The 19,370-nt window shown below is 67.8% G+C and carries 17 protein-coding genes; 12 read left to right on the top strand and 5 right to left on the bottom strand.

All coding sequences use genetic code 11. The features are described from left to right. The first annotated feature begins 96 nt into the window (after positions 1-96). The 4 genes from metH (at position 97) to ON43_RS18490 (ending at position 6,626) form a co-directional block, all read left to right on the top strand. Positions 97-3,675 carry a methionine synthase gene (gene metH / locus ON43_RS18505; RefSeq protein ID WP_040809086.1) on the top strand — a complete coding sequence of 1,193 codons (3,579 nt, stop codon included), beginning with the start codon at positions 97-99 and terminating at the stop codon, positions 3,673-3,675. 78 nt (positions 3,676-3,753) lie between these two features. After that, positions 3,754-5,436, top strand: coding sequence for a serine/threonine-protein kinase (locus ON43_RS18500; RefSeq protein WP_040809085.1), 1,683 nt, complete (start codon positions 3,754-3,756; stop codon positions 5,434-5,436). A 70-nt stretch (positions 5,437-5,506) separates the two neighbouring features. Next, entirely contained in the window at positions 5,507-6,202 is a 696-nt protein-coding gene (locus ON43_RS18495; protein WP_051178640.1) for an HAD family hydrolase, read from the top strand. A 55-nt stretch (positions 6,203-6,257) separates the two neighbouring features. After that, positions 6,258-6,626: an MmcQ/YjbR family DNA-binding protein gene (locus ON43_RS18490; protein WP_040809081.1), complete on the top strand. Its 369-nt coding sequence runs from the start codon at positions 6,258-6,260 to the stop codon at positions 6,624-6,626. A 49-nt stretch (positions 6,627-6,675) separates the two neighbouring features. Here the strand turns inward: ON43_RS18490 and ON43_RS18485 are convergent, their stop codons facing one another. Next, positions 6,676-7,800 (bottom strand): epoxide hydrolase family protein, encoded by a 1,125-nt coding sequence (locus ON43_RS18485; RefSeq protein WP_040809080.1) that lies wholly within the window; start codon positions 7,798-7,800, stop codon positions 6,676-6,678. A gap of 117 nt (positions 7,801-7,917) precedes the next feature. On the opposite strand from ON43_RS18485, the gene ON43_RS18480 reads away from it, so the two are divergent. After that, on the top strand, positions 7,918-8,871 hold the full coding sequence (locus tag ON43_RS18480) for a helix-turn-helix transcriptional regulator (protein WP_040809078.1): 954 nt from the start codon (positions 7,918-7,920) through the stop codon (positions 8,869-8,871). Between the two features lies 1 nt (position 8,872). Here the strand turns inward: ON43_RS18480 and ON43_RS44890 are convergent, their stop codons facing one another. Next, the gene (locus tag ON43_RS44890) at positions 8,873-9,316 is read right to left on the bottom strand and encodes a toprim domain-containing protein (RefSeq protein ID WP_051178639.1); all 444 of its coding nucleotides are present in this window, start codon (positions 9,314-9,316) and stop codon (positions 8,873-8,875) included. A 713-nt stretch (positions 9,317-10,029) separates the two neighbouring features. On the opposite strand from ON43_RS44890, the gene ON43_RS18470 reads away from it, so the two are divergent. The 6 genes from ON43_RS18470 (at position 10,030) to hisG (ending at position 16,426) form a co-directional block, all read left to right on the top strand. After that, entirely contained in the window at positions 10,030-10,914 is an 885-nt protein-coding gene (locus ON43_RS18470; protein ID WP_051178659.1) for a HalD/BesD family halogenase, read from the top strand. A gap of 14 nt (positions 10,915-10,928) precedes the next feature. Beyond that, positions 10,929-11,753 (top strand): class I SAM-dependent methyltransferase, encoded by an 825-nt coding sequence (locus ON43_RS18465; protein ID WP_040809076.1) that lies wholly within the window; start codon positions 10,929-10,931, stop codon positions 11,751-11,753. A gap of 57 nt (positions 11,754-11,810) precedes the next feature. Further along, complete coding sequence (locus tag ON43_RS18460) at positions 11,811-13,193, top strand: NAD(P)/FAD-dependent oxidoreductase (protein WP_083913515.1); 1,383 nt, start codon at positions 11,811-11,813, stop codon at positions 13,191-13,193. A 171-nt stretch (positions 13,194-13,364) separates the two neighbouring features. Next, on the top strand, positions 13,365-15,167 hold the full coding sequence (locus ON43_RS18455; RefSeq protein ID WP_040809074.1) for a choline/carnitine O-acyltransferase: 1,803 nt from the start codon (positions 13,365-13,367) through the stop codon (positions 15,165-15,167). Between the two features lie 43 nt (positions 15,168-15,210). Further along, positions 15,211-15,474 (top strand): phosphoribosyl-ATP diphosphatase, encoded by a 264-nt coding sequence (locus ON43_RS18450; protein ID WP_033085388.1) that lies wholly within the window; start codon positions 15,211-15,213, stop codon positions 15,472-15,474. 100 nt (positions 15,475-15,574) lie between these two features. Next, complete coding sequence (gene hisG, locus ON43_RS18445) at positions 15,575-16,426, top strand: ATP phosphoribosyltransferase (protein ID WP_040809071.1); 852 nt, start codon at positions 15,575-15,577, stop codon at positions 16,424-16,426. An 11-nt stretch (positions 16,427-16,437) separates the two neighbouring features. Here hisG and ON43_RS18440 read toward each other — a convergent pair whose 3' ends face one another. Next, positions 16,438-17,295 (bottom strand): RecB family exonuclease, encoded by an 858-nt coding sequence (locus ON43_RS18440; RefSeq protein WP_083913514.1) that lies wholly within the window; start codon positions 17,293-17,295, stop codon positions 16,438-16,440. 111 nt (positions 17,296-17,406) lie between these two features. On the opposite strand from ON43_RS18440, the gene ON43_RS18435 reads away from it, so the two are divergent. Then, positions 17,407-18,240, top strand: coding sequence for a tRNA (adenine-N1)-methyltransferase (locus ON43_RS18435; RefSeq protein WP_040809069.1), 834 nt, complete (start codon positions 17,407-17,409; stop codon positions 18,238-18,240). 147 nt (positions 18,241-18,387) lie between these two features. On the opposite strand, the gene ON43_RS18430 is transcribed toward ON43_RS18435, so the two are convergent. Together ON43_RS18430 and ON43_RS18425 are read right to left on the bottom strand one after the other, a co-directional pair. Next, a complete protein-coding gene (locus ON43_RS18430; RefSeq protein WP_040809067.1) occupies positions 18,388-18,813 on the bottom strand; it encodes an MTB12 C-terminal domain-containing protein in 426 nt (141 codons plus the stop codon). Between the two features lie 34 nt (positions 18,814-18,847). Continuing rightward, a complete protein-coding gene (locus tag ON43_RS18425; RefSeq protein ID WP_040809065.1) occupies positions 18,848-19,306 on the bottom strand; it encodes a WKL family lipoprotein in 459 nt (152 codons plus the stop codon). Positions 19,307-19,370: the final 64 nt, after the last annotated feature.

The following is a 19,370-nucleotide window of genomic DNA, read 5'->3' as shown; positions in this document are numbered from 1 at the left end:
TCGAACTGGTGTGCATGCGACGCGCAATGTCCGACTCGGGAGTAGCACGCCACACCGACGCGGGGATTGTCCGTCCTTCCCACTACTCTTGAGTTCATGTCAGTACGCAGCCGCGCCGAATTCGACACCACTCTTTTGGACACGCTCAGGCGGCGTGTCGTGATCGGGGACGGTGCGATGGGCACGATGCTGCAGGCCGCGGATCTCACGCTCGACGATTTCCGGGGCCTGGAAGGTTGCAACGAGATCCTCAACGAGACGCGGCCCGACGTGCTGCGCCACATTCACCGGGCCTACTTCGAGGCCGGTGCCGACGCCGTCGAGACCAATACCTTCGGATGCAACCTGCCCAACCTGGCCGATTACGACATCGCGGATCGGATCCGGGATCTGTCCGAGCGCGGCACCCGCCTCGCCCGTGAGGTCGCCGACGAGATGGGCAAGTCCGCGGACGGGACTCCCCGGTATGTGCTGGGGTCCATGGGTCCGGGCACCAAGCTGCCCACTCTGGGTCACGCGCCCTATGAGGCCCTGCGCGATGCCTACACCGAGGCCGCGCTCGGCATGCTCGACGGCGGCGCGGACGCGATCCTCGTCGAGACCTGCCAGGACTTGCTGCAGGTCAAGGCCGCGGTCACCGGTAGCCACCGGGCCATGGCCCAGGCCGGTCGCCGGATTCCGATCATCACGCACGTGACCATGGAGACCACCGGCACCATGCTGGTCGGCTCCGAGATCGGTGCGGCGCTGACCGCGCTGGAGAAGCTGGGCATCGACATGATCGGGCTCAACTGCGCCACCGGCCCGGACGAGATGAGCGAGCACCTGCGGCATCTGTCCAAGCACGCGCAGCTGCCGGTGTCGGTCATGCCGAACGCCGGTCTGCCGATTCTCGGCGCCAAGGGCGCCGAATACCCGCTCACCGCCGAGGAACTCGCGATCGCGATGTCCCAGTTCGTATCCGAGTTCGGGTTGTCGCTGGTGGGTGGCTGCTGTGGCACCACGCCCGAGCACATCCGGCAGGTGGCCGAGGCGGTGCGCGAGGTCGAGCAGGGCAAGCGGACCCCGGTACACGAGCCGAGCGTCTCCTCCATCTACAGCTCCGTGCCGTTCGAGCAGGACGCCTCGATCCTGATGATCGGCGAGCGCACGAATGCCAACGGCTCCAAGGCCTTCCGCGAGGCCATGCTGGCTGGCGACTGGCAGAAGTGCCTCGACATCGCCAAGGATCAGACCCGCGACGGCGCGCACATGCTGGACGTGTGCGTGGACTACGTGGGTCGCGACGGCACCGCCGATATGGCCGAGCTGGCCTCGCGGCTGGCGACGGCGTCCACGCTGCCGATCATGCTGGACTCCACCGAAACCCCGGTGCTCAAGGCCGGTTTGGAGCATCTGGGCGGGCGCTGCGCCATCAACTCGGTGAACTACGAGGACGGCGACGGGCCCGAGTCGCGGTTCCAGCAGACCATGGCGCTGGTCGCCGAACACGGTGCGGCCGTGGTCGCTTTGACCATCGACGAAGAGGGTCAGGCGCGCACCGCCGAGCACAAGGTCGCCATTGCCGAGCGGCTGATCGAGGACATCACGACCAACTGGGGTCTGGAAGAGTCCGACATCATCATCGACACCCTGACCTTCACCCTGGGCACCGGCCAGGAGGAGTCGCGTCGCGACGGCATCGAAACCATCGAGGCCATCCGCGAACTCAAGAAGCGGCACCCCAATGTGCAGACCACGCTGGGTCTTTCGAACATCTCCTTCGGCCTGAACCCGGCCGCCCGGCAGGTGCTCAACTCGGTGTTCATGCACGAATGCGTCCAGGCCGGACTGGATTCGGCGATCGTGCACGCCTCCAAGATCCTGCCCATGGCGCGGATTCCGGAGGAGCAGCGCGAGACCGCGCTGGATCTGGTCTACGACCGGCGCACCGAGGACTACGACCCGCTGCAGAAGCTGATGGCGCTGTTCGAGGGCGTCTCCACGGCCTCGTCCAAGGCCTCGCGCGCCGAGGAGCTGGCGGCGCTGCCGCTGTTCGAACGGCTGGCGCGGCGCATTGTCGACGGCGAGCGCAACGGCCTGGAGGCCGACCTCGACGAGGCCATGAAAGAGGTTCCGCCGCTGCAGATCATCAACGAGACCTTGCTCTCGGGCATGAAAACCGTTGGTGAGCTGTTCGGTTCGGGTCAGATGCAGCTGCCGTTCGTGCTGCAGTCGGCCGAGGTGATGAAAACCGCTGTGGCGCACCTGGAACCGCACATGGAGGCCACCGACGACTCCGGTAAAGGTCGCATCGTGCTGGCCACGGTCAAGGGCGACGTGCACGACATCGGCAAGAACCTGGTGGACATCATCCTGTCCAACAATGGCTACGAGGTCGTGAATCTCGGTATCAAGCAGCCGATCTCGGCGATCCTGGATGCCGCGGTCGACAAGAAGGCCGATGTCATCGGCATGTCCGGGCTGCTGGTGAAGTCCACGGTGGTGATGAAGGAGAACCTCGAGGAGATGAACACCCGCGGCGTCGCCGCGCAGTTCCCGGTGCTCCTCGGCGGCGCGGCGCTCACCCGCGGCTATGTCGAGAACGATCTCACCGAGGTCTACGAGGGCGACGTGCACTACGCGCGCGACGCCTTCGAGGGCCTGAATCTGATGGACGAGATCATGACCCGCAAGCGCGGCGGCGGTCTCGACCCGAACTCGCCCGAGGCGCTGGCCGAGGCCGCGAAGGTCGCCGAGCGCAAGGCCCGCCACGAGCGGTCCAAGCGGATCGCCGAGGAGCGCAAGGCCAAGGAGGTGCCCGTCGAGGTGCCCGCGCGCTCCGACGTGGCCGCGGACCTGCCGGTGCCGACGCCGCCGTTCTGGGGCACCCGAATCATCAAGGGCCTGGCGGTGAACGAGTACTCCGGGCTGCTCGACGAGCGGGCGCTGTTCCTGGGCCAGTGGGGTCTGCGCGGGCAGCGCGGCGGTGACGGGCCGTCGTACGAGGAGCTGGTGGAGACCGAAGGCCGTCCGCGCCTGCGGTATTGGCTGGACCGGCTGATCGCCGAGGGTGTGCTGCAGCACGCCGCGGTCGTCTACGGGTATTTCCCCGCGGTTTCCGAGGGCGACGATGTGATTGTTCTCACCGAGCCCAAACCCGATGCGCCGGAACGCTTCCGGTTCACATTCCCGCGGCAGCAACGCGACCGGTTCCTCTGCATCGCCGATTTCATTCGCTCCCGCAAGGACGCGATCGAAACCGGTCAGGTGGATGTGATGCCGTTCCAGCTGGTCACCATGGGTCAGCCCATTGCCGACTTCGCGAATGTGCTGTTCGCGGAGAACAACTACCGCGATTACCTCGAGGTGCACGGCATCGGCGTGCAACTCACCGAGGCGCTCGCCGAGTTTTGGCACCGTCGCATCCGGGAAGAGCTCACACTGGAAGGACATTCGGTCGCTGACGAGGATCCCGCCGATGTGCTGGATTACTTCAAACTCGGATACCGTGGCGCACGGTACTCGTTCGGCTATGGGGCCTGCCCGAACTTGGAGGATCGGGCCAAACTCGTTGAACTGTTGGACGCCGGTCGAATCGGCGTGATTCTGTCGGAGGAGCTGCAGCTGCATCCGGAGCAGTCGACGGATGCGTTCGTGCTCTTGCATCCGGAAGCCAAGTACTTCAACGCTTAATATTTCCAGAGGTTTCCGGGCTTTCGCGCAGCGTTGCAGGGTGCTCGGCGCGAAAGCTTGCAGGAGGGGCACAACCACATGAGCGCAGACCGGCTGATTGCGGGGCGGTACCGACTAACGGATCCGATCGGCACCGGTGCGATGGGGGTCGTGTGGCGCGCGACCGATGTGCGGCTGCGACGCACCGTCGCGGTCAAGCAGTTGCTGTTGACACCGGGGCTGACCAGGTCGCAGGCCGTCGAGGCCAGGATGCGGGCGATGCGTGAGGGGCGCATCGCGGCGCGCCTGCACCACCCCAATGCCGTCACGGTGTTCGACGTGGCGGAGGAGGACGGCCAGCCCTGGCTGGTCATGGAATACGTGGACGCCGTGAGCCTGGCGGCGCTGATGCGGGAGAAGGGCAAGCTCGCCCCGGTCGAGGTGGCCCGGATCGGGGCCAAGGTGGCCGAGGCGCTGGCCGCGGCCCACAAGGCCGGGATCGTGCACCGCGACGTCAAGCCCGCCAACATTCTGGTGGCCGACGACGGGACGGTGAAGATCACCGACTTCGGCATCTCGCGGGCGACCGGGGATGTCACGGTCACCTCGACCGGGTTCCTGGCGGGCACGCCCGCCTACCTGTCGCCCGAGGTGGCGCGCGGGGAGAACCCGGAACCGGCTTCGGACGTATTCGCCTTGGGCTCAACGCTTTACGCGGCGGTCGAGGGGAAGCCGCCGTTCGGTGAGGGCGACAACCCGCTGGCCGTGCTGCACTCGGTGGCGCGCGCCCAGGTGCCGCGGCCCGCGCACGCGGCGGCACTGGCGCCGGTGCTGATGGATCTGCTGGCCGCCGAGGCCGACGACCGGCCGACCATGACGCAGGCGGCGGAACGGCTGCACGCGGTTGCGGAGGGGCGGGCCCCGGCCGCGCCGATCCAGCAGACCAAGGTGCTGCCGCCGGTGGCCGCGGCCGTGGACAGTTCGGCCAAGACCACGGTGCTCTCCACCTCGCGCACCGGTGCGCCCAGCAATGCGGCCGACCCGACCGTGCATGTCGACATGAACGAGGGTCCGCGCGGTACGGTGCCCCGGGTGCCGCCTCCCGGTGCTGCCGGTGGTGCGAAAACCGGTGGCGGGGAACGGAATCCGCGACAGGTGGCGCTCGCCGCCGTGGGTGTGGTGGCGGCGCTGATCGTGGCCACGGTGATCGGGATCGCGGTGAGCCGCAATGGCGGTGGCGGCAATACGCCGCAGGCCGGAGGCGGCAGCTCGATCACGACTCCCGCGACCGTGCCGGAGACCTCGGTGCCCGAGAACCTCGGCCCCGCCGCGGGCGGCAACCAGCCCACGCGCGAAGGCCAGGCGGGCGGGGCGACACACGCGCCGACCACGACACCGGCCCCGTCGTCCTCGGCGACACCGAGTCCGTCGGCGCGTCCGAGCACCACGCCCGCACCCACGACCACGCCGCCGGCCCCGCCGCCCACCTCGGTGACCTCGTTCATCCAGAGCTACTACGGCATGCTGCCCGGCAATGTGAGCGGCGCGTGGGCGATGCTCTCGCCCGGCTACCAGTCCTCCACGGGCGGGTACAACAGCTACGCCTCGTTCTGGGGCAGCATCTCGTCGGTCAGCGTGGGCGCGATCACTCCCAGCGGTGACAACCGGGCGGTCGTATCCCTCACCTATGTGCTGAAGAACGGACAGGTCAGCAGCGAGAACCGGTGGATCCAGGTGGATTCCTCGGGCGGTCGTCAGGTGATCGCCGCCTCGGGCCTCTGATCAGCCCGCGACCCCCGGCCCCGATAGTCTGAACCGGCTCCACCTCAATGGGTGGGGCCGGTTCCGGGTTATGTGGAGGGAGTGCGAGTCGGTGGCGCGATTGAACGCGGTGTTGTGGGATATGGACGGCACGCTGCTGGACTCGGAGAAGCTCTGGGACATGGCATTGCGTGAGCTGGCGGGAGAGTACGGGCGCGAGCTGACCGAGGAGGTCCGGCACGCGCTGATCGGGGCGTCCGGGCCCAACGCGTTCCGGATTCTGTTCGAGGGGTTGGGCATCGAGCACACGGCGGAGACGGTCGCGCACGGCTCGGAGTGGATGGAGGCCCGGGTGACCGAGTTGTTCCACGGGCCGGTGCCGTGGCGGCCGGGTGCGCGCGAGGCACTGGAAATGGTGCGCGCGGCCGGAATTCCGATGGCCCTGGTGACCAATACCAAGCGTTCCCTGACGGAGTTCGGCCTGGACACCATCGGCCGCGAGTTCTTCGGAGCCACCGTCTGCGCCGACGAGGTGTCGCACGGCAAGCCCGCCCCGGATCTGTACCTGCGCGCGGCTGAGCTGCTCGGCGTCGACCCGAATCACGCTGTGGCCATCGAGGATTCGCCGACCGGATCGATCGCGGCACAGGCGGCGGGCTGCGCCCTGCTGGTGGTGCCGTGCGAGGTTCCGGTGCCGGACGCGCCCGGCCGCACCTTCCGGGAGAGCCTCGTCGGGCTCACCGTCCCGGACCTGGAAGACCTGCTGCGCGCGCACGCCGCCTCCTGAACCGCGTTCCCATCCGTCCAAGGCCTCGGCGACCGCGATGGTCTAGCCTGCGGATATGGACGTTCAGGAGCGGCTGCGCGAGGTCTGTGCCGGGCTGCCGGAGGTGACCGAGAAGCTCAGCCACGGTGAGCCGTGCTGGTTCGCGGGCGGCAAGAAGATGTTCGTCATGTTCGCCGACCATCACCACGACGACCGGCTCGGATTCTGGTGTGCCGCACCGGCCGGGGTGCAGGAGGAACTGGTGGCCGCAGAGCCGGACCGCTTCTTCCGCCCACCGTATGTGGGGCATCGGGGCTGGCTCGGGGTGTATCTGGATGTGGCGGTGGACTGGGGCGAGATCGGGGAGATCGTCGAGGACGCCTACCGCACGGTGGCCACGAAACGGCTTGTGGGCGAACTCGATCGGCGCGTCGCCTCGGAATGACGCGAGACCGGCCCGGCGAAAACGCCGGGCCGGTAACGGGTTTGGAAGGTCAGCGCAGCGGGCCGAAGAAGGCTCGCAGGTCACCGGCCAGGTTGGCCGGATCCTCCATGGCCGGGAAGTGCAGGCCGCGTTCGAATTCGGTCCAGTGGGCATCGGCCGGGGCGGGGACGACGCGGCGGACGGTCTCGTCGGCGCCGAAGACGGCGAAGCCCTGGGGGACCGACGGGGGAGCGCCCCATTCGGTGGAGTGGGCCTGCTCGTAGAGGGTGTGGGCGGCCGAGACGCCGGAGGCGGTGAACCAGTAGAGGCTGACGGTGGTCAGCAGCTGGTCGCGGTCGATGGGGAGATCGGTCCAGTTCTCGAATTTCTCGGCGATCCAGGCCAATTGGAGCAAGGGGGAGTCCACCAGGCCGTAGCCGATGGTCTGGGGGCGGGAGTTCTGGATCGCCAGGTAGCCGGAGCCCTCGCGCCGGAAGGCGTCCATCCGGTCGAGGATGACCTTGTCGATCGGATCGTTGGGGTCGAGGCGGTCGGCCAGTCCGGGCAGGAAGGTGGCGACATTGGCCGCGGTCATGGGGTCGGTGACCACGTGGACTCCCGTCACATGCTCGCCGTCGAGCGCCGCGACCAGGCCGGAGACGCCGCCGCCGACATCGCCGCCGTGCACGCCGTAGCGGTCGTAGCCGAGGCGGGCCATGAGTTCGATCCAGGCGCGGGCGGTGCGGGCCATGGTCCAACCGGTCGCGCTGAGCGGGGTGGAGAGGGTGTAGCCGGGCAGTGACGGGGCCACCACATGGAAGGCCTGGCCCTCGGTGGGATCGGTCAGGAGGGTGATCAGGCCCATGAACTCGGCGATCGAGCTGGGGAAACCGTGGGTGATGAGCAGCGGCTGCGCATCGGGATGCTCGGAGCGGACGTGCAGGAAGTGGATCTGCTGGCCGTCGATCTCGGTGGTGAACTGGCCGAAGGCATTCAGCTTGGCTTCCTGTGCACGCCAATCGAATTCGGTGCGCCAGTAGTCGGCCAGCTCGCGCAGATTCGATTCGGGGATGCCGCGCTCCCATCCGGTGCCGGGGATCTGGGCGGCCCAGCGCGCATGGGCCAGGCGGTCGTGCAGGTAATCCAGGTCGGACTGGGGGATATCGAGGGTGAAGGGGCGAATCTCGGTGCTCATCAAGGTGTTCCGTTCACTGGGAAGATCTCTTCCGAGGCTCTTCATCTTGCGCTTGAAACCCAAGGTAGGAGCCATTGAGGAACGTTTTGTTCCGCAATTGGCGGATAGCATCTGGGAATGTTGGAAACCTCCGCTCGGCTGCTGCGCCTGCTGTCGCTGCTGCAATCCCGTCGCGACTGGACCGGGGGCGAGCTGGCCGCCCGCCTGGACGTCACCCCGCGCACCGTCCGCAAGGACATGGAACGACTGCGGGAACTCGGGTATCCGGTCGAAGCCCGCCCCGGTGTGGACGGCGGCTACCGGCTCGGCACCACAGGGGCGTTGCCGCCGCTGCTGCTCGACGACGACGAGGCCGTCGCGGTGGCGGTCGGATTACGCACCGCCGCAAGCGGTTCCATCCTCGGCATCGAGGAGACCTCGCTGCGCGCCCTGACCAAACTCCAGCAGATCCTGCCGTCGCGGCTGCGCCACCGCGTCAGCGCCTTCCAGCACGCGCTGCCCGTCCCCATGCGTGGCCCCCGCGTCAGCCCCGACACCCTCACCGCCATCGCCGCCGCCTGCCGCGATCACGAACGCCTCCGCTTCGACTACGCCACCCACTCCGGCGCGTCCGCCCGCCGCTCCGTCGAGCCCTACCGCCTGGTCAACCACAATCAGCGCTGGTACCTGCTGGCCTGGGACCTCGACCGCACCGACTGGCGCACCTTCCGCGTCGACCGCATGGACCCGCGCACCCCCGCCGGCCCGCGCTTCACACCCCGCGCGCTGCCACCCGACCGTGAGATCGCCTCCTACGTGGAACGCGGAGTAGCCCAGGCCACCTGGCGCTTCCGCGCCCGCGTCATAGTCCACGCGCCCGCCTCCCACGTCCGCGCCCGCCTCCCGATCACCATGAACATCGAAGAACTCGGCCCCGAGCGCTGCGCCTTCGAACCGGGCTCCGACCACCCCGAAATGCTGGTCCTCTACCTGGGCCTGCTCAACGCCGACTTCGAGATCGTCGACTCCCCGGAACTGGTCGCGGCCCTGCGCACCCTGATCGCCCGCTACCAGCGCGCGGTCTCGTCCTGACTCACATCCGCCGATAGTGCTCGTCGAGTACCGGCACCGGATCCAACTCCGAAATCTGATGCCCCGCATTGCAGTGATCGGTCAGATCCTTCCCGTCCCGAGCCTGCACCACCCGCAACTCGTTCACCGAATCATTCAGCGATTCAGCCACTTTCGCCGCATGCCGGTATCCGGGAGCGTCCCGATCGGCGATGATCCACACCCGATGCGCCCGGCGCAGCCATTCGGCGTGGTCGGAGTGCCAGCCGTTCGCGCCGCCCGCATTGCAGGTGGCGGTCAGCCCGGCATGCGTGGCCGTGAGTACGTCGGCCTCACCCTCGCAGACGAAGATGTCCCGGCCCTCCCGCACCGCTTTGATCACTTCCGGCAGGTGGAACGGAAGATGCGCGAATCCACCGTACTCCCAGCCGGTTTCGGTACGCCGCTGCTGATAGAAGGTCTTCACATACCCTTGCCGATGCAGGGTCCGAACCCGGAACACACACCCGGCCGGACTCCCGTCGGGCCATCGATAGATATAGGCGGCCACCCGCCGAGGTCGCCTGATCGGCGGCCCGAAATCCGGCTTCGGCGCCGAAAGTGGCAGCCCCGCAGCCAAAATCGCCCGATCCGCCAACCCCGGCTCAGCAGTCTCCCGCGTCACCGATCCCCGGGGTGGTGGCGGCCCATCGAACAAATCCCGCACCCCCAACCCGAGCCGCTCCAACACCTCCTCATCGGAACATCCCGCAAAACACCGGATCACCGTCTTCTGCCGTTGCAGGTTGTAAACCACCCCGAGTGAGGGCCGATGTCGCCGCCCGTCCGCCTCATGCACCGGGCACAAATACGTAGTCCACTCGGTCCCGCGCCTCCCCGGCCCCGACACCCGATACAGCGCCCGGTTGATGGTCTCCCACGATCCGCTACTACCCATACGCCGGTCCTCTCACTACCGGTGTACCCGCCCGGGCCGGGCTGTCAAAGCCCCTGAATCGTGTTGTTACGCAGGTGAGAGAACGGTCGAGCAGATGTGCGCACACCTGTGCGTACGGCTTTTCGGCATGAAACCGGGCGGATGGTCTCACATCAAAACTCGTGGGGCACAGGAAAAGTGAGTATTCACAATCGGGGGTTATCTCGGGCGTGTCGCGGGGGCGGGCGGCAAGAATGGGCGGCATGGTTGCGGTTGGGGGTTGGGTCGACGCGCAGGACGCCGGCGGGCATGTGCCCGGGGTGGATTTCGAGAAGTATCCGCTGGATTCGCCGGGGAGCGACGGGTGGAACGCGGCCGTTCGGGCGGCTCGGGAAGAGCTCGCGGCGGATGGGTGCTGCGTATTGCCCGGGTTCATTCGGCGGGAGTTGCTGGGCACCTTGCGGAGTGAGGGGGTGCTGCTGGCTCCGCATGCGTATTACACCGTGGAGAACGTCAACGCCTACAACATTCCGCTGGATGCCGACCTGCCGGAGGATCATCCCGCGCGCATCGTGCTGCGGCGTGGAAATGCCTTCGTGGCAAGGGATCTCATTCCCGTGGATGCGGTGATCCATCGGCTGTATGTGGACGAGCGGTTCCAGCGGTTCGTGGCGGATTGCTTCGGGCTGGCGGAACTGCACGAGTACACCGATCCGTTCGCGGGGCTGTGCCTCAATGTGGTCGCGCCGGGGATGTCGCATCCCTGGCACTTCGACACCAACGAGTTCACGGTCAGCATGCTCACCCAGGAGCCGGAATGCGGTGGGGTGTTCGAGTATTGCCCGAACATCCGGTCGCGGGAGGCGGAGCACTTCGCGGACGTGAACGCGGTGCTCACCGGGCACGGCGAGGGCTTCATCAAGCGGCTGGAGCTGCGGCCGGGGGATTTGCAGCTGTTCCAGGGGAGGTTTTCGTTGCATCGGGTCGCGCCGGTAGGCGGGACGGTGCAACGGCATTCGGCGATCTTCGCCTACAGCGATACACCGGGACTGATCGGCACGGCCGAGCGGACCCGGCAGCTGTTCGGGCGGGTATCGGCGGATCATCTGGCCGTCGGCGAGGTCCGCGGCGATACACTGCTCGACTGAGAAGGGGCCAGCGCGTGCCGGTTTCGTTGCACAGTTCCACCGGGAAAGCTTCGTTCGACGACATCTACGACCGGCCCGATCCACGCGAGTATTTCGCGCGGATGGCCGAATTGGATTATCAGATACCGGAATTGGCGAAACCGCATTTTCAGCGGTTGCTGGCGGAATACAAGGCCGCCACCGGGATCGCCGCGCCGACGGTCCTCGATATCGGCTGCTCCTACGGCGTGAACGCGGCCCTGCTGCGCCTGGACACCGGCATGGCCGAGCTGGCCGAGCACTATCGCAGCACCGGCGACACCGAGAAGCTCATCGACCGCGACCGGGAACTCCTCGAGAGTGACGACCGATTACCCGGTGTCCGATTCGTCGGAATGGATGCCTCGCGTCCCGCCCTCGACTACGCCAAGGCGGCCGGATTCCTGCAGGACATCGTGCATGCCGATCTGGAGGCGGGCGATCCCGGCGAGGCGCAGCGCGCCATCCTGGCCGGCGCCGACCTGGTCATCTCCACCGGCTGCGTCGGCTACATCAGCGAGAAGACACTGCTGCGGGTGGCACACGCACACGGCGGAAAACTGCCGTGGATGGCGCATTTCGTGCTGCGCATGTTCAGTTTCGACACCATCGCCGCGCACCTCACCGCACTGGGCTATCGCACCGAACGCGCGCCCGGCGTGTTCCGGCAGCGGCGTTTCGCCTCCGCGGACGAGCGGACCCGGGTGCTGAACACCCTGGCGGACAAGGGAATCGACACCACCGACTGCGAATCCGACGGCTGGCTCTACGCCCAGCTGTATATCTCCCGTCCCAATTCGGGCGGCGGCACGGATTCTTGAGAAAACTCGAAATCCCGGATTCACCTCAAACTCGCGCATGATTGTTACGGTGAATCGGTGGCACCAGCGAAGATCGTAATTATCGGCGGTGGTTTCGCGGGCGTGGAGTGCGCCCGGTATCTGGAGCGCCGCCTGAAGCCCGATGAGGCGGACGTCCAGCTCGTCACGCCCGATGCCGGGCTGCTGTATCTGCCGCTGCTGCCGCAGGTCGCCTCCGGCACGCTCAATCCGCGCTCGGTCTCGGTGCCGCTGCGGCGGGTGCTGCGCCGCACCGAGGTGGTGCCCGGCATGGCGGTCGGCGTGGATCCGAAGACCCGGCAGGTCATCGTGCGGCGGCACTCCGGTGAGGAATGCGCCTACGAGTTCGATCAGCTGGTGCTGGCCCCGGGCAGCATCACCCGCATCCAGGACGTGCCCGGCCTGCACGAGCACGGATTCGGGATGAAGACGCTCTCGGAGGCCATGTACCTGCGCGACCATGTGCTGCGCCAGCTCGACGTGGCCGCGGTGCGCGGGGAAGTGGACGTCGACCGCGAACGCCTGAACTTCGTCACCATCGGCGCGGGCTACGCCGGCACCGAGACCACCGCGGTGCTCAACAAGGTCTGCCAGGCCGCCGCCCGCCGCTACTTCCCGGAGACGGAATCGACCATGGTGCGCTGGCATCTGGTCACCCACGGCGACCGGATCATGCCCGAGCTCGGCGAGCGCCTGGGCGCGGACGCGAAAAAGATTCTGGCCGAACGCGGCATCGAACTCATTTCGGGCGCGTCCGCGCAGGAGGTCACCGCGCGCGGCGTCACCCTCACCAATGGCCGGTTCATCCCCTCGCGCACGGTGCTGTGGACGGCCGGGGTCGCGCCCAGCCCGCTCGCCGGGCATCTGGGCGCGGATACCGACCGCGGGCGCATCGTGGTCCATCCCGACTTCAGTGTGCCGGGCCTGCAAGGCGTCTGGGCGCTCGGCGACGCGGCCGCCGTCCCCGATCTGGCCGCGGGCCCGGACAAGCAGTGCCCGCCCACCGCGCAGCACGCCATGCGCCAGGGCAAGCACATGGCCAAGAATCTGCTCGCCACCTTGCGCGGCGGGCAGGTCACCCCGTACCGGCATCCCGATCTGGGCCTGGTCGTCGACCTCGGCGGCCGGGACGCGCTGGCCCGCCCGCTCAAGATCGGATTGCGCGGTGTGCCAGCGCAATTCGTGACCCGCGGCTACCATCTCGGCGCGCTGCGGACGGTGGTGGCACGGGCGCGGGTCGCCTTCGACTGGGCGGTGCACGGGCTCAGCGGCGACGATTTCCTGCGCATCGGCTACGGCGACTACGCCACCCACACCATCGGCGGATTCGAGCAGACCGGCTGCTACCTGACCAGCGATGAGGTGGAGCTGCGGCTGAAGCGCTTGTGCGAGCCCGGCTCGGCCGGTACCTGGCTCGCATGAAAACTGTTGTTGCGCAGTAATACAGCTTCCCTTCACGCCGATCCGGATTCGCCGGAAATCCTGGCGCGCCGACCGGTTCGATGGCAAGAATGGGGGCAGTGACCGCACGGGGGACGGTTACGCGTGTGCAAAGCCAGGCCACCCCTGACCCATCGACACCGAGGACACCCCTTGAGCGACAGCACCTTCGCCTTCGACGAGCAGCTGCCCCGCGTCCCGCTGCCCACGTTGGAGGAGAGCTGCACCCGATTCCTGCACTGGTGCGCGCCGCTGCTGACCTCCGACCAGTACGCCGCCACCGCGGCCAGCGTCGAGGACCTGCTGCGCCCCGACAGCCCCGCCCGCACCCTGCACGCCGACCTGGAACGCTTCGACAAGACCCCGGGCGTGGGCAGCTGGCTCGACGAATTCTGGCCGTCGCGCTATCTGGGGCGCCGCGACCGAATCGCGTTGAACGCCAACTTCTTCTTCCTGTTCCGCGATGACACCGTGCTCGCTGCGTCCACCAGTGCCGACCAGAGCGAGCGGGCCGCCGCGATTGTCAGTGCGGCCGTCAACTACAAGCTGCGCCTGGACGCCGAGGAGATCCCGCCCGCCACCCAGCGCGGCACGCGACTCAATATGGCGCAGAACAAGTTCCTGTTCTCCGAGACCCGCATCCCGGGCGCGCCGCAGGACACCGTGCGGGTGCCCTACAGCGAGGAATGGCCGGGGCATTCGGAGGCCCGCCACATCGTGGTCTTCTACCGCGGCAACATGTTCCGGATGGATGTGATCGGTCCCAGCGGTGTGCCCTATACCCCGGAGGATCTGGCCGCGGGTCTGCAATCGGTCATGAAGGCCGGTGCGCGCCGTGCCGCCACCAATGCCGCGCCCGGGCATCTCACCAGCCTGGCCCGCGCCGACTGGGCGCCGATCTACGCCAACCTGCGGCCCGCCAACGCCGCCGCCTTCGACACCATCGAGACCGCGCTGTTCTGCGTCTGCCTCGAGGACTTCGCGCCCCGCGACACCCTGCACGCCTGCGACCAGTTGCTGCACGGCGACAGCGGCAACCGCTGGTTCGACAAGGCGGTGTCGTTCATCGTCTTCGCCAACGGGAGCGCGGGCATCAATGTCGAGCACTGCGGGCTCGACGGCACCACCATCCTGTCCTTCGTCGACACCCTGCTCGAGGCCCCGGTGACCGCGCACGCCGAGCAGTCCGGCGCGCAGCCGCAGGGCCTGCCCGCCGCCGAGCCCATCGAATTCACCCTCGGCCCGGAAGCCAAGACCGAGATCGCCTCCGCCGCCGCCTCTTTCGCGCAATACGCGGCCGAGAACGCCACCACCACGGTGTCCTTCGACTTCGGCACCAAGCGCGCCAAGAGCCTCGGCATCTCCCCGGATGCCCTGGCCCAGTTGAGTTATCAGCTCGCGCACAGGCGCAGCAAGGGCCTCAACGGCGCGACCTACGAATCCATCGCCACCCGCCAGTTCCGCAACGGCCGCACCGAGGCCATGCGGGTGGTCACCCAGGAGATGCTGGATTTCGTTGCGGCCATGGAGAATCCGGACGTCGACCGGGACCGCAAGCTGGTGGCGCTGCGCACCGCCGCCGAGGCGCACGTGCGCCGGGCCCAGGAATGCCAGCGCGGTGAGGCTCCCGAACAGCACCTGTGGGAGCTGCAGTGGATTCAGCGCCGCCGCGGCGAGCAGCTGGGCGCGACCGCGCCGATGGCCTTCTACGACAGCCCCGGCTGGATCATCACCCGCGACGACTACCTGTCCACCAGCTCCGCGCCGTCGGTGAACATCCAGTTCTTCGGTTTCGGCTCCACCAGCCCCAAATGCATCGGCATCGCCTACGTGCTGCTGCCCGACCGCTGGAACCTCTACCTGGCCACACCCAAGCACGTCGCCCCGGCGATGCACGACTTCGCCGGGCACCTGCGCACGGCGGTGGCCGAGCTCACCGAACTGCTCACCGTATAACCGATTGCGGGGAGTGTGCGCTCGTCTGAGAGAATCACTCCCCGTGAAATCTTTCGAAGCCCTGTTCGCCGAGCTGCAGGATCGTGCCGCCAACCGCCCCGAGGGGTCGGGCACCGTCGCCGCCCTGGACGCCGGCGTGCATGCGCAGGGCAAGAAGGTACTCGAGGAGGCCGGCGAGGTCTGGATCGCCGCCGAGTACCAGAGCGATGAGGAACTCTCCGAGGAGATCTCGCAGCTGCTCTACTGGGTGCAGGTGCTGATGGTGGGCCGCGGCCTGCGGCTCGAGGACGTGTACCGACATCTGTGATGTGCCGCTCACCGCGCTGTGCCCCCGCACGGCGCGGTGAGTGTTTCCGCCCATCCATTCGTCGTCACCGCGTCTTCCCTCCGTTCCGAAAGGACCTCCCATGCTTCGCGTCGCAGTTCCCAACAAGGGCGCCCTCTCCGAATCCGCCGTCGCCATCCTGTCCGAGGCCGGTTACCGCAAGCGCACCGATTCGCGTGAGCTGAGCGTGCTCGACCCGGCCAACCAGGTCGAGTTCTACTTCCTGCGGCCCAAGGACATCGCCATCTACGTCGGTTCCGGCGAGCTCGACCTCGGCATCACCGGCCGCGACCTGGCGCTGGATTCCGGTGCGCCCGTGCAGGAACGGCTCGCGCTCGGCTTCGGCCGCTCCACCTTCCGCTACGCCGCCCCGGCCGGGCAGGACTGGAAGGTCGAGGACCTGCACGGCAAGCGCATCGCCGCCTCCTACCCGAACCTGGTGCGCGGGGATCTGAAGGCGCGCGGCATCGAGGCCGAGGTCATTCGCCTCGACGGCGCGGTCGAGATCTCCATCCAGCTCGGTGTCGCCGACGCCATCGCCGATGTGGTCGGTTCCGGCCGCACCCTGCGTCAGCACAACCTGGTCGCCTTCGGGGAGTCGCTGTGCGACTCGGAGGGCGTGCTGATCGAGGCCAAGGGCGCGGACCAGAACGACAAGGCCCGCAACCAGCTCGTCGCCCGCATCCAGGGCGTGGTCTTCGCCCAGCAGTACCTGATGCTGGATTACGACTGCCCCAAGGCGCTGCTCGACCAGGCGGTCGCCATCACCCCGGGTCTGGAGTCGCCGACCATCGCCCCGCTCACCGATCCCGACTGGGTCGCGGTGCGCGCGCTGGTGCCGCGCAAGAACGGCAACGAGCTGATGGATCAGCTCGCCGATCTGGGCGCCAAGGCCATCCTGGCCACCGACATCCGCTCCTGCCGCGCCTTCTGATCCCTGTCCGGTCAGGACGGGTCGTAGGCCGGCTCGTCCTCACCGGACGGGAAAGGCGGTGTGGTGCCACCGAATTCGGGGCATAGTCGCTTGAAATCGCAGTACTGGCACATCCAGCCCGGGCTGGGCGGGAACTCTCCGGTCTCGGCGGCGGTCACGATCGCCGCCCACAGCGCCGAGAGGATCCGCTCGAACCGCAGCAGCTCGTCCGGGTCGGGTTTGTAGGTGAGGGTGACGCCGTCGGCCAGGTACATCAGCTTCAGTTCGGCGGGCGCCCGGCCCTGGGTGCGCAGCAGGACCAGGGCGTAGAACTTGAGCTGGAACAGCGCCTTGGTCTCGTAGGCCAGGCCCGGGGCGCGACCGGTCTTGTAGTCGATGACGTGCAGGTCACCCTCGGCCGAGCGGTCCAGGCGGTCCACGATCCCGCGCAGGGGCGTGCCGTCGGGCAGCTCGGCCTCGATGAAGGTCTCGCACGACTCCGGCTCGAACCCGGTCGGGTCCTCGAGCCGGAAGTAGACGCCGACCAGCTTGCGGACCTCGGCCAGGAAATCGTCGAGTTCCGCATCCGGGATCAGCCCCTCGACCTCGGGCCGGGACTCGCGCACGCCGGCCCAGGCGGGGCCGATGAGCGCGGTGGCGGCCTCGACATCGCGCTCGGTGGCGGGCAGCCCGAACAGGGCCTCCAGCACGGCGTGCACCACGGTGCCGCGCACGGCGGCCTTCGAGGGCGGCTCGGGTATCTGATCGATGACCCGCAGCCGGTACTTCAACGGGCACTGCTTGAAATCGATTGCGCGCGAAGGGGACAAGGCGGGACCACGCGGACCGAACCGCTCTGTCTCCGGGGTACTGATCACGTCAACCGACATACCTGGCAGGCTAAACGCAGGCACCGACAAGGTGCGGGCACATTCGACGCCGCAATATCGCAGCGACGCACGTTTCTTGTAGAAGAACCACGACACGTAGGACGGAGATTCATGACGGCCAGACGGACCGGCCCTTTCCAGATCGGTGACCGGGTACAGCTGACCGACGCCAAGGGGCGCAAGTTCACGGTGATCCTGGAGGCGGGCAAGGAGTTCCACACCCACGCCGGCCACATCAACCACGACGACCTCATCGGCGCCGACGAGGGCTGCGTGGTGAACTCCGCCAAGGGCACCCCCTACCTGGCGCTTCGCCCCCTGCTCACCGACTACGTGCTGTCCATGCCGCGCGGCGCGGCGGTCATCTACCCCAAGGACTCCGCCCAGATCGTGCACGAGGGCGATATGTTCCCCGGCGCGAAGGTCCTCGAGGCCGGTGCGGGTTCGGGTGCGCTGACCTGTTCGCTGCTGCGCGCGGTCGGCCCCGAGGGCAAGGTCATCTCCTGGGAGATCCGCGAAGACCACGCCGAGCACGCCGTCAAGAATGTCGAGCGATTCTTCGGCGAACGCCCCGCCAACTGGGAACTCACCCTCGGCGATGTCGGCGAGTACTCCGGCGAGCAGGTCGACCGCGTGGTCCTGGACATGCTCAAGCCCTGGGACGCCCTCGACGCGGTCGCCAAGGCGATCATCCCCGGCGGTGTCTTCCTGGCCTACGTGGCCACCACCACCCAGCTCTCCGAGGTGGTCGAAGCGCTGCGCCGGCAGGGCTGCTGGACCGAACCGACCGCTTGGGAATCCATGGTTCGCCCTTGGCATGTCGTGGGTCTGGCCGTGCGTCCGGAGCATCGCATGCAGGGCCACACCGCCTTCCTGGTGAAGGCTCGCCGCCTCGCCGACGGCGTCACCGCGCCCAAGCCGCAGCGGCGTCCGTCCAAGGGCTGAGACGCCGAAGAATATATTTCCCGGCCGAATTCGGACCGGAACGAACGCGCCCCCGCCGATCGATGGCGGGGGCGCGTTGTCGAATTCAGGCTCTCGCGAGCCGATCTCGTCTGTATGGCAATCGACGCAGGCTATCCGGCACCGGACTCAGCAGGGCGCCTTGCCCATCGCGAGGATGGTGCACGCGGTGCTCTCCGACAGCTGCCAGCCCGCGTCGGTGTGCTGCCAGGTCATCGGCACGCCCGGCATGGTGCCGTGCGGGGAGGAGATGGCGACCGAGGCATTCGCGTTGTCGCCGTTGGCCTGTACGCCCGAAACGGTCCAGCCGATGGTGCCGTAGTTGGCCAGGCCCTGGTTCATCTTCTCGAGATTGGCGGTCCGCGCACCGCCGTTGATCATGAGGTTCGTCTTGTCCGCGGCCGGAACCGACGGGTCGGTGAAGCGGGTCAGCGTCGACTGCAGCTCCTCGGCCGAGGGCGCGGCGGTGTCGGCGGAGGCCAGGCCCGCGCCCGAGGTGAGAGCGACCGCGACCGCGGCGACGGACAGAGACAGACGAATGGAACGAGCGAGCATGAACGAACGGGCCTTTCGTGATATCGGATGGGTATTACTGGCAGGCGGCGCGGGCCATGCCGAGGACGGTGCACGCCCCGGCGTCGGAGAGCTTCCACGTGCCGTCGCTGTACTGGAACGTCATCGGGACATCGGGCATGGTGCCGTGCGGCGAGGTCACCGACACTTTCGCCTCCGCCTTGGTCCCGTCCTGCTTGATCTCACCGACGGTGAATCCGACCTGGTAATGCGCAAGCCCCTGATTCATGGTGTCGATATTTCCGAGACGCTTGTCGCCGTCGACGACTAGTTTGGCCTTGTCGGCAGCCGGTTTTGCCGGGTCGGCGAAGGCCGTGAGGACGCTCTGCAGGGCTGCCGCGGTCGGCGCGGGCGCGGCTGCGGCGGCCGACGAACCGGTCGCGGCGGATGAGGACGGGGACGAAGATCCCTTGTCGTCGGAGCCGCAGCCGGTCAGAGTTGCCGTAACGGCCGCGAAGGCCGCGACGGTAGCCACAGAAACACGGAGAGTGCTCGAGGAAACACGAAGCGTCCGCGTGACGTTGCGCATACCAGGAGTA

The organism is Nocardia concava NBRC 100430, from assembly GCF_000308815.1.
Classification (GTDB): domain Bacteria; phylum Actinomycetota; class Actinomycetes; order Mycobacteriales; family Mycobacteriaceae; genus Nocardia; species Nocardia concava.
This window is presented reverse-complemented; position numbering and strand designations above follow the sequence as displayed.

Bases quoted from the DNA above. Each gene is read 5' to 3' on its own strand.
- metH (WP_040809086.1), top strand. From the start codon at position 97: ATGTCAGTACGCAGCCGCGCCGAATTCGACACCACTCTTTTGGACACG.
- ON43_RS18500 (WP_040809085.1), top strand. From the start codon at position 3,754: ATGAGCGCAGACCGGCTGATTGCGGGGCGGTACCGACTAACGGATCCG.
- ON43_RS18495 (WP_051178640.1), top strand. From the start codon at position 5,507: ATGTGGAGGGAGTGCGAGTCGGTGGCGCGATTGAACGCGGTGTTGTGG.
- ON43_RS18490 (WP_040809081.1), top strand. From the start codon at position 6,258: ATGGACGTTCAGGAGCGGCTGCGCGAGGTCTGTGCCGGGCTGCCGGAG.
- ON43_RS18485 (WP_040809080.1), bottom strand. From the start codon at position 7,800: ATGAGCACCGAGATTCGCCCCTTCACCCTCGATATCCCCCAGTCCGAC.
- ON43_RS18480 (WP_040809078.1), top strand. From the start codon at position 7,918: ATGTTGGAAACCTCCGCTCGGCTGCTGCGCCTGCTGTCGCTGCTGCAA.
- ON43_RS18470 (WP_051178659.1), top strand. From the start codon at position 10,030: ATGGTTGCGGTTGGGGGTTGGGTCGACGCGCAGGACGCCGGCGGGCAT.
- hisG (WP_040809071.1), top strand. From the start codon at position 15,575: ATGCTTCGCGTCGCAGTTCCCAACAAGGGCGCCCTCTCCGAATCCGCC.
- ON43_RS18440 (WP_083913514.1), bottom strand. From the start codon at position 17,295: ATGTCGGTTGACGTGATCAGTACCCCGGAGACAGAGCGGTTCGGTCCG.
- ON43_RS18435 (WP_040809069.1), top strand. From the start codon at position 17,407: ATGACGGCCAGACGGACCGGCCCTTTCCAGATCGGTGACCGGGTACAG.
- ON43_RS18430 (WP_040809067.1), bottom strand. From the start codon at position 18,813: ATGCTCGCTCGTTCCATTCGTCTGTCTCTGTCCGTCGCCGCGGTCGCG.